Annotated in this window: 6 protein-coding genes; 4 read left to right on the forward strand and 2 right to left on the reverse strand. The window is 74.3% G+C overall.

Annotated elements, in window-relative coordinates:
* Positions 1-42: 42 nt before the first annotated feature.
* On the reverse strand, positions 43-1,245 hold the full coding sequence (locus tag ACFVYR_RS19230; protein ID WP_384256900.1) for an HAAS signaling domain-containing protein: 1,203 nt from the start codon (positions 1,243-1,245) through the stop codon (positions 43-45).
* Positions 1,246-1,547: 302 nt separating this feature from the next.
* Here ACFVYR_RS19230 and ACFVYR_RS19235 point away from each other — a divergent pair, with 302 nt between their 5' ends.
* Positions 1,548-1,757 carry a hypothetical protein gene (locus tag ACFVYR_RS19235; RefSeq protein ID WP_384256898.1) on the forward strand — a complete coding sequence of 70 codons (210 nt, stop codon included), beginning with the start codon at positions 1,548-1,550 and terminating at the stop codon, positions 1,755-1,757.
* A gap of 167 nt (positions 1,758-1,924) precedes the next feature.
* On the forward strand, positions 1,925-3,166 hold the full coding sequence (locus ACFVYR_RS19240; protein WP_384257012.1) for a glycosyltransferase 87 family protein: 1,242 nt from the start codon (positions 1,925-1,927) through the stop codon (positions 3,164-3,166).
* 330 nt (positions 3,167-3,496) lie between these two features.
* On the opposite strand, the gene ACFVYR_RS19245 is transcribed toward ACFVYR_RS19240, so the two are convergent.
* Positions 3,497-5,137, reverse strand: a complete 1,641-nt coding sequence (locus ACFVYR_RS19245; RefSeq protein ID WP_384256896.1) for a DNA repair helicase XPB — start codon at positions 5,135-5,137, stop codon at positions 3,497-3,499.
* Between the two features lie 237 nt (positions 5,138-5,374).
* Here ACFVYR_RS19245 and ACFVYR_RS19250 point away from each other — a divergent pair, with 237 nt between their 5' ends.
* Together ACFVYR_RS19250 and ACFVYR_RS19255 are read left to right on the forward strand one after the other, a co-directional pair.
* The gene (locus ACFVYR_RS19250) at positions 5,375-6,121 is read left to right on the forward strand and encodes a metallophosphoesterase family protein (protein WP_384256894.1); all 747 of its coding nucleotides are present in this window, start codon (positions 5,375-5,377) and stop codon (positions 6,119-6,121) included.
* Between the two features lie 107 nt (positions 6,122-6,228).
* Positions 6,229-8,874 carry a helicase-associated domain-containing protein gene (locus tag ACFVYR_RS19255; RefSeq protein ID WP_384256892.1) on the forward strand — a complete coding sequence of 882 codons (2,646 nt, stop codon included), beginning with the start codon at positions 6,229-6,231 and terminating at the stop codon, positions 8,872-8,874.
* Positions 8,875-9,120 lie beyond the last annotated feature (246 nt).

Consider the following 9,120-nt stretch of genomic DNA (forward strand, 5'->3'; position numbering starts at 1 on the left):
GAGCCTGTCTTTGAACCCCCGCCGTCCGCGTCCCCCAGCCCCTCACAGCCGTTGCCGCTGCGACCTCCACAGCAGGAAGAGCGCGGAGGCGACGGCCGCGCCGCGCACCACCCACGGCCAGGTGTCGGCGATCGCGTCGCTCATGTGCCCGTCCGCTATCGGCTCGCCCCAACGGCCGTTGCCGCGCCCCCACAGCCAGCCGATCCCGGCCGCCACCGAGAGCGCGGGCAGCCCCAGCGCCGCGAACTTCGCCTCGGCGCGGGAAAGCCTGCGGGTGGTGTAGGCGATGAGCCAGCCGACGCCGAGGGCGAGGAAGTTGCCGAGGACCGCGCCGACGGTGAGGAGCGCGGCGGCGAGCAGGAGCAGTGGGTTGTTGAAGCTGATTCCGGTGCCGGTGCTTGTGCCTGCGCCCGTGGCTGCCCGGCCCCGGGGGAACCGCCACCGGCGCCGCCCGACCCCCGGTTCCTCCGCTTCCTCCGCTCCCTCCTCCTCTTCCTCGCCCTCCTCGTACTCCTCGTACTCGTCCTCAACTTCCTCTTCGTCCGAGGTCGCGGGGCCGCCCTTGGTGAGGCGGGGGCCGCGCCGGCGCGCGTCGTCCTTCGAGGGCGGGGGCTTGAGTATCTCGGGGATCTCCACGCCGCCGACGAACCCGGGAACGCTGTCGGCGACGCCGAACGGGCTGCTGTCCACCCGCCACCAGTCGGGTTCGGACCCGCTGGGCCCCAGTTCGTCGGAGCCCGCGAGGTGCGGCGGCGAGGCCCCCTCGAACTCCACGGGTTCGGGGGGCTCCGGGGTGGAGCGGCGGGGCCGGGGCACGATGCGCCGCAGCCGCCGGGGGGCGCCGTCGCCGTCCGCGTCCGGTCCGTCGTCGGACTCCTGACGCAGGTGGGCGCGGGGCTGGAGCCGCTGTCGGGGTCGGGGGCGGGGCATCCTCGGCCGGGGCACGCTCGGGCCCGTCGGCGCACCCGTGGAACCGGACGCGTCCGACGCACCCGCCCCGTCCGGTACGTCACCGGAGGCGCCGCCCGCCGCTTCGACGATCTCTTCCGGGGTGCCGAGGCGGGCGAGGATGCGGCGGACGGTGGCGGGGCTGTCACCGGCGCCCGTGGCCCGCCCCCGGTCGATCCGGTTCCGCAGCTCGGAGACGAGCCGCATCCGGTCGCCGGACGGCAACTGCCGCTGCTGCGCCAGGTCTCCGACCCGGCTCAGATAGTCGTAGACCAGCTGATCGCTCTCGATCCCCACGAAGTCCCCTCCGGGGCGGCTGCGTTGACGCGCCGCGGTTGTGCCCAGCGCTCTCGACGGTACCGCCTCCGGGCGGGGGCGCCTACGCGGACTCGTCCCCGGCGGCCTCCCCAGCCCCGCCGCCGTACCCCCGAGAGGGGCTCAGGACGGGACTCTGACCGGGACTCGGACCGGGACCCGGACCCTAGGGGGCGGCATCCCTCTTAAGGCGTACGGGATCCCTCGCAGGGTGCACCGGAGGCCGAGGGCGGGTTGCACCGCAGGCCGATGCGCGGATGGAGGCGGGAAAGCAGCATGGAGACATGAGCACAGCGACCTTCACTCCCGCGTCCGCCCGGTCCGCCGCCACCCTCGCGGAGACCGCCGACTCCGCGACCGCCGCCCGCGGCGGCACCACGCATCCGCCCCGCGCGGGCGGCGCCCTGCGCGCCGCCAAGGCCTTCGTGAGCGCCGCGTTCGGGGTCGTGGTGCTCGGCGAGTACGCGGAGGAAGCGGGCGTACGGCGCCGCTGACCCGCGCCCGCCCCCGCTGACCCGACAGCCCCTCGCCGACCGCCCGGCGCCCAGTACCCCTACGTCGCCCGCCGACCTCCCTCACCTCCAGCCCCGCCATCCACTAAAGTCACGCCGTGCCACCACGCAACGTGACCACTCCATCACCCCTCGCATCAGGCGTCACCCTGCTCGCGGTCTCCCTCACCTCGCTGGCCGCTCTCTGCGTCGTCCAGCACGTCCCGATGGCCGACACCCTGGTCTACCGGGCCGAGGGCGCAGCCGTCGCGGGCGGCCATGATCTGTACGGGTTCACGGTCACCCGGTGGCAACTGCCCGCCACCTACCCGCCGTTCGCCGCGATCCTCTTCGTACCGACGGTCTGGCTTCCCCTCGGCGCGCTGAAGGCCGTCTTCCTGACGGGCAACGTCGCCCTCCTCGCCCTCCTGGTGCACCTCTCCTGCCGACTGGCGGGCCGCCCCGCCCGCGCCCCGCTCCTCTGCGCCGCCACGGCCCTCGCCCTCTGGCTCGAACCCGTCTTCCAGACCGTGCTGTTCGGCCAGATCAACCTCGCGCTCGTCTGCCTGGTCCTGTGGGACCTGACCCGGCCGCCCGGTGCCGTCGGCAAGGGCTTCGCGCTCGGCGTCGCGGCCGGCATCAAGCTGACCCCGGCCGTCTTCATCGCGCACCTCTTCCTGCGGGGCCGCACCCGTGAGGCGGCCACCGCGCTCGCCTCGCTCACCGGCACGGTGCTGCTCGGCGCGCTGGTACTGCCCGCCGCCAGCGTCGAGTTCTGGACGCGGCGGGTCTTCGAGACGGGCCGCGTCGGCAAGGCGTGGATCGTCGACAACCAGTCGCTGCAAGGCCTGATCGCACGTCTGCTGCACGATGCGGAGCCGGGCGCGGCCTGGGCCCTACCGGCTGCCCTGACAGCGGCCGCCGGCCTCTGGCTGGCGAGTCGCACCCGCGACGAACCCCGCGCGCTGCTCCTGACCGCGTTCACGACCCTGCTGATCTCGCCCATCAGCTGGTCCCACCACTGGGTGTGGTGCGTGCCGCTCCTCGCCGTGCTGGTCACGGAGGGCCGACGGCGCCTGGCCGCGGTCTGCGCCGTGCTCTTCGCGTCCCGCACGTTCTGGCTGCTGCCGCACGAGGGCGACCTGGACCTTCACCTGCCGTGGTGGCAGCAGGCCTTGGCGGCGCCGTACCCACTGCTCGCGCTGGCGCTGCTGCCGATGTTGAGTACGTACCTGAGTACGCGGACAGAGGTGCCGCCCCCGCGCGCGGCGGTTGACTCCCCCCATGACCACCGAGCCGCGAACCGAGACGACCTCCCGCACCGAGACGACCTCCCGCACCGAACCGGAGTCGCGCGCCGAGCCGGAGCCCCGCGCCGAGCCGGAGTCGCGCGCCGACTGGGCCGCCCGTAACGCCGCCCATGCCGCCGCGAACCCCGTCCCCCGCCAAGCCCGCGTCCTCGCGCTGGCCCTGGCGACCCCGGCCGTCCTGCTGCTCCTCGTCATCGGCTGGTGGATCGTCGCGCTCGACGCGGAGCTCGGCGACGCGGCGTCGTCGGAACACCAGGATCTGGTGGCCCGCTACGGCCTCGCGGCCTTCGCGGGACTCGGCTGCCTGACGGCGGGCTGGCTGACACCGCGCGACTCGCGCGCGGCATGGCTGCGGACGGCGTTCGCGCTGACGTCGCCCCTGGCGATTCCCGTGGTCATGCTCGCGAGGGTCTGAGCACCCACCGCGCGCCGCTATCCGGCGAGCAGCTCGTCCGCGTCCACGATCCGGTACGCGTACCCCTGCTCGGCGAGGAACCGCTGCCGGTGGGCGGCGAAGTCCTGGTCGATGGTGTCGCGGGCGACGACGGAGTAGAAGCGCGCCTCGTGCCCGTCGGCCTTGGGCCGCAGGACCCGGCCGAGCCGCTGGGCCTCCTCCTGCCGCGAGCCGAACGTGCCGGACACCTGGATGGCGACGGTGGCCTCCGGCAGGTCGATGGAGAAGTTGGCGACCTTCGACACGACGAGGACGGAGATCTCGCCCTCCCTGAAGGCGCCGAAGAGCTTCTCGCGCTGCGCGTTCGTGGTCTCGCCCTTGATGACGGGCGCGTCCAGGTGCTCGCCGAGCTCGTCGAGCTGGTCGATGTACTGCCCGATGACGAGGGTCTGCTCACCGGCGTGCTTCTTGACCAGCGCCTCGGTGACCTTCCGCTTGGTGGCGGTGGTCGCGCAGAAGCGGTACTTCTCCTCGGCCTCCGCGGTGGCGTACGCGAGCCGCTCGCCGTCCGTCAGATTGACCCGGACCTCGACGCAGTCGGCGGGCGCGATGTAGCCCTGCGCCTCGATCTCCTTCCACGGGGCGTCGAACCGCTTGGGCCCGATGAGCGAGAAGACGTCGGACTCGCGCCCGTCCTCCCGTACGAGGGTCGCGGTGAGCCCGAGGCGGCGGCGGGCCTGGAGGTCGGCGGTGAACTTGAAGACGGGCGCGGGCAGCAGGTGCACCTCGTCGTAGATGACGAGTCCCCAGTCGCGCGAGTCGAAGAGTTCGAGGTGCGGGTAGATGCCCTTCCGCTTGGTCGTCAGCACCTGGTACGTGGCGATGGTGACGGGCCGGATCTCCTTCCTGGTCCCGCTGTACTCGCCGATCTCGTCCTCCGTGAGGGAGGTCCGCTTCACCAGCTCGTGCTTCCACTGGCGGGCGGAGACGGTGTTGGTGACGAGGATGAGCGTGGTGGCCTTGGCCTGCGCCATGGCCCCGGCGCCGACGAGGGTCTTCCCCGCGCCGCAGGGCAGCACGACGACACCGCTGCCGCCGTGCCAGAACCCCTCGACGGCCTGCTGCTGGTAGGGCCGCAGCGACCAGCCGCTCTCGTCCAGGTCGATCGTGTGGGCCTCACCGTCGACGTATCCGGCGAGGTCCTCGGCGGGCCAGCCCAGCTTGAGCAGCGTCTGCTTGATCTGCCCGCGCTCGGAGGGGTGCACGGCGACGGTGTCCGGGTCGAGCCGGGCGCCGACGAGCGGCTGCACCTTCTTCGACCGCAGGATCTCTTCGAGGACGGGCCGGTCGGTGGTGGTGAGGACGAGCCCGTGGGTGGGGTGCTTGGAGAGCGTGAGCCGCCCGTACCGCGCCATCGTCTCGGCCACGTCGACGAGCAGCGCGTGCGGTACGGGGTAGCGGGAGAACTCCACGAGCGCGTCCACGACCTGCTCCGCGTCGTGCCCGGCCGCTCGCGCGTTCCACAGCCCGAGCGGGGTGACGCGGTAGGTGTGGATGTGCTCGGGCGCCCGCTCCAGCTCCGCGAAGGGCGCGATGGCCCGGCGGCAGGCGTCGGCCCGCTCGTGGTCGACCTCGAGCAGGAGAGTCTTGTCCGACTGGACGATGAGGGGACCGTTCACGCGAGCGCCCTTTCCTTAGGCCAAACGTCCAGTGTGCCGCATGGGGACGGTTCGCGGTGGTGACGTCGGCTACAGGGGGCGCCGGGGCCTGGCCCGGGCCGCCACCGGCCAGAATCATCTTGGCTGCGTTCTGCCCTCGTACGCCCTCCCTCGTGCCCCCTCCCTCGTACCCCCTCCCCTCGTACGCGCGCAGCGAAAGAGACCGCCCCCACGCGCCCCCCGCCTCACCCTGGTCACATGCTGAATCGAATAGCCGTCCTGTCCGACATCCACGGCGTCCTCCCCGCCCTGGAGGCGGTCCTCGCCGAACCGGACGTACGCGCGGCGGACCGCATCGTGCTGACCGGCGACATCGCGGCAGGACCGCAGCCCGTCCAGGTCCTCGACGCGCTGGTCGGCCTCGGTGACCGCGCCGTCTGGATCAGCGGCAACGCCGACCGCGAGCTGCTCGAACACCGCCGCGGCGAGCGCGACACGTTCCCCGACCCCATCGCTCCCTGGGCCGCGGAGCAGCTCCGCCCCGACCACCTCGCCCTGCTGGCCGCCCTGCCGCCCTCGGCGCGCCTGCGCCTCGACGGCCTCGGCGACGTCCTGTTCTGCCACGCCACACCGCGCGACGACGAGGAGATCGTCCTCGTCGACTCCCCTCTCGAACGGTGGCAGGAAGTCCTCGGCGGGGTGGACCCGGACGTACGCACGGTGGTCTGCGGCCACACCCACATGCCGTTCGTCCGCCTCGCGCACGGCCGCACGGTGGTCAACCCCGGCAGCGTCGGCATGCCCTACGGCAGCCCGGGCGCCCACTGGGCACTCCTGGGCCCGGGCATCGACCTGCGGACGACGCACTACGACATCGAGGCGGCGGTCACCGACGTGACCCGGGACTCCGACTACCCGGAGATCACCGCATGGGCCGACTACTACGTGCGGGCCCGCGCCACGGACGCGGAGGCACTGGCGGCGTTCGGCGGAAGGGAGGGGTAGGCGGCGGCCGAACTCGGGGCGCGTGTCGCGGTGGTGGGCGTGCGGCAGGCGCGTCGGCACCGGTCGGCACCCCCACCACTCCAACCCGACCCGCTACCGTGAACCGGATGAGCACCGACGAGCCGCAGCCCACGGACAGCGCCAGCGCGTCGCCGCGCGGCGCGGACACGCCCCGCTCCCTCGCCGAGGCCCTCCGGTCGCGTGGCGACGGCGCGCTCGCCGGGCTGCTGCGGGCGCGGCCCGATCTGCTCAGCCCCGTGCCGACGGACCTCACCCAGCTCGCCACCCGCGCGGGCACCCGCGCCTCCGTGGTGCGGGCCCTTGAGCGGCTCGACCGGTTCGCACAGCAGGTGGCGGAGGCGCTCGCCGTGGCGTCGGAGCCCGCCTCGTACGACGAGGTGCGCGCGCTGCTCGCGGGGGACGACGGGGACCCCGCCGTCGAGGAGGCGCTGCCCCGCGCCCTCGCCACCCTGCACGAGCAGGCCCTGGTGTGGGGCTCCGACGACCGGCTCCGGCTCGTCCGTACCGCCCGTGAGCTGCTCGCCCCCACCCCGCAGCATCCGTCCCCGACCGGCCTCGGGCCGACCGTCGCCGAGGCCACGGCGGGGATGTCGCCCAACCGGGTGCAGGACATCGTCGCGGCGGCCGGGCTGCCCACGACCCACGATCCCGTCTCCGCCGTGCGGTCCCTGACCGCGCTGTTCACCGACCGCACCCGGATGTCCGCACTGCTCGACGAGGCGCCCACCGAGTCCGTGGAAGTACTGTCCCGGCTGGTGTGGGGGCCTCCGTACGGGCAGGTCACCGCCGAGCCCGCCCGGCACCTGCGGTGGCTCCTGGACCGGGGGCTGCTCCTGCCCACCGCTCCCGGCACGGTCGTCCTGCCCCGCGAGGCCGCCCTGCACCTGCGCGCAGGACGCGCCCACCGCACGACCGAGCCGACGCCGCCGCCCGTCGGGGCGGCGCGCGAGCACCGTCCACAGGTTGTGGACGCGACCGCCGCGGGCCAGGCGTACACCGCGCTCGCCACCGTCGAGGAACTCCTGAAGGAATGGGACGAGGGCGGCCCCGCGGTGCTGCGCGCGGGCGGCCTCAGCGTGCGCGACCTGAAGCGGACGGCGGTGGCGCTCGACACGTCGGAGCCGATGGCCGCCTTCTGGGTCGAACTGGCCTACGCGGCGGGCCTGCTCGCCTCCGACGGCGAGGCCGACGAGCGGTACGCCGCGACCCCCGCCTACGACGAGTGGCAGGAGCTGCCCGCCGCCGAGCGCTGGTCCGCCCTCGCCACCGCGTGGCTCGCCGCCACCCGCACGGCCGGCCTCGTCGGCGGTCGCGACGGCAAGGACCGCACGCTCTCCGCGCTCGGCCCGCACCTGGACCGCTCCGCCGCCCCCGAGGTCCGCCACCGCGTCCTCGACCTGCTCGCCGCGCTGCCCGAGGGCGCCGCGCCCGACCCCGACTCCCTCCTCGCCCGGCTCCGCTGGGAGCGCCCCGCCGCCGGGCGCCCGCGTCCCGTCCCCGCTTCTACCTCTGCCTCCGCTTCCGCTTCCGCTTCCGCCAAGGACGGCGCCGCCAATCCCTCCGACTCCCCGACCCTCCAGGACCTGCGCTCCCGCATCGCCCGATGGACGCTGAGCGAGGCCGAGTTGCTGGGTGTCACGGGGCGCGGGGCGCTGTCGGCGCACGGGCGGGCGTTGTTGCCGGAGGGCGGAACGCAGCGCGGAGGGGGCAGCGAAGCCGGAGGGCCCGGCGGAACCGGCGGAACCGGCGGAACCGGCGGAACCGGCGGAACCGGCGAGCAGAGTGTCGCCGCCGCCCGTGCCGCGCGGCTCCTCGCGCCCCTCCTCCCCGAACCCCTCGACCACGTCCTGCTCCAGGCCGACCTCACCGCCGTGGCCCCCGGCCCACTGGAGCGACCTCTCGCCGACGCCCTCGCCGTGCTCGCCGACGTCGAGTCGAAGGGCGGCGCCACCGTCTACCGCTTCACGCCCGGCTCCGTACGCCGCGCGCTCGACGCCGGGCAGGCCGCGTCCGACCTGCACGCCTTCCTGGCCGCCCACTCCCGTACGCCGGTTCCGCAGCCCCTCGCCTACTTGATCGACGACGTGGCGCGCAGACACGGCCACCTGCGGATCGGTGCCGCCTCCGCGTACGTACGCTGCGACGACGAGGCCCTGCTCAACGAGATCTTGGCCGACAAGCGCGCCCAGAGCCTGCGGCTGCGGCGTCTTGCGCCCACCGTGCTCGCCGCCCAGGCGGATCCCGCCGCACTCCTGGAGGGGCTGCGCGCCATGGGGTTCGCGCCGGCTGCGGAGAGCGCGGAGGGCGACGTCCTCATCACCCGTGCCCATGCGCATCGCACGCCGCCGCGTTCGGCGCCCGAGCCGGTGCCAGACGGGCCGCCGTTGCCCGGTCCTACGCTCATCGACGCGGCGGTACGGGCGATCCGTGCGGGTGATCTGGCGTCTACGGCGCCCCGCAAGGAGACTCCTGCCGCCGCCGCCTCCGCCTCCGACGGGCGGCTGCCGCGCACCACGGCCGCGGAGACGCTCGCGACGATGCAGGCCGCGGTGCTGACGGGGGAGGCCGTCTGGATCGGGTACGTGAACGCGGAGGGCTCCGCGAGTCAGCGGGTGATCGCCCCCGTGCGGGTGGAGGGCGGCTTCGTCACCGCGTACGACCACACGGCGGATGAGGTCCGTACGTATCCCTTGCATCGCGTCACCGGGGTGGCCGAGCTCGCCGACGACTAGCCCCGCCCCGTCAGGGACGCGAGGAACTGCGCGACCAGCCACAACACAGCCGCACCCGGAAAACCGCCCCTGACCCGCCAGCCGCTATCCCCGGCCGCACACCGGTGGGGGCCGAGCGCGCAGTTCCCCGCGCCCCTAACGGTGCCCGCCCCCTCAGGGGCGCGGGGAACTGCGCGACCAGCCACGACGCAGCCCCTCCACGGAAGCGGGCCCGTACCCGCCGGGCGGTACACCCGGCCGGCCGCC

Source organism: Streptomyces sp. NPDC058284 (assembly GCF_042881135.1).
Taxonomy (GTDB): domain Bacteria; phylum Actinomycetota; class Actinomycetes; order Streptomycetales; family Streptomycetaceae; genus Streptomyces.

Excerpts from the sequence above, each read along its gene's own strand:
- ACFVYR_RS19235 (WP_384256898.1), top strand. The coding sequence starts at position 1,548 with ATGAGCACAGCGACCTTCACTCCCGCGTCCGCCCGGTCCGCCGCCACC.
- ACFVYR_RS19250 (WP_384256894.1), top strand. The coding sequence starts at position 5,375 with ATGCTGAATCGAATAGCCGTCCTGTCCGACATCCACGGCGTCCTCCCC.
- ACFVYR_RS19255 (WP_384256892.1), top strand. The coding sequence starts at position 6,229 with ATGAGCACCGACGAGCCGCAGCCCACGGACAGCGCCAGCGCGTCGCCG.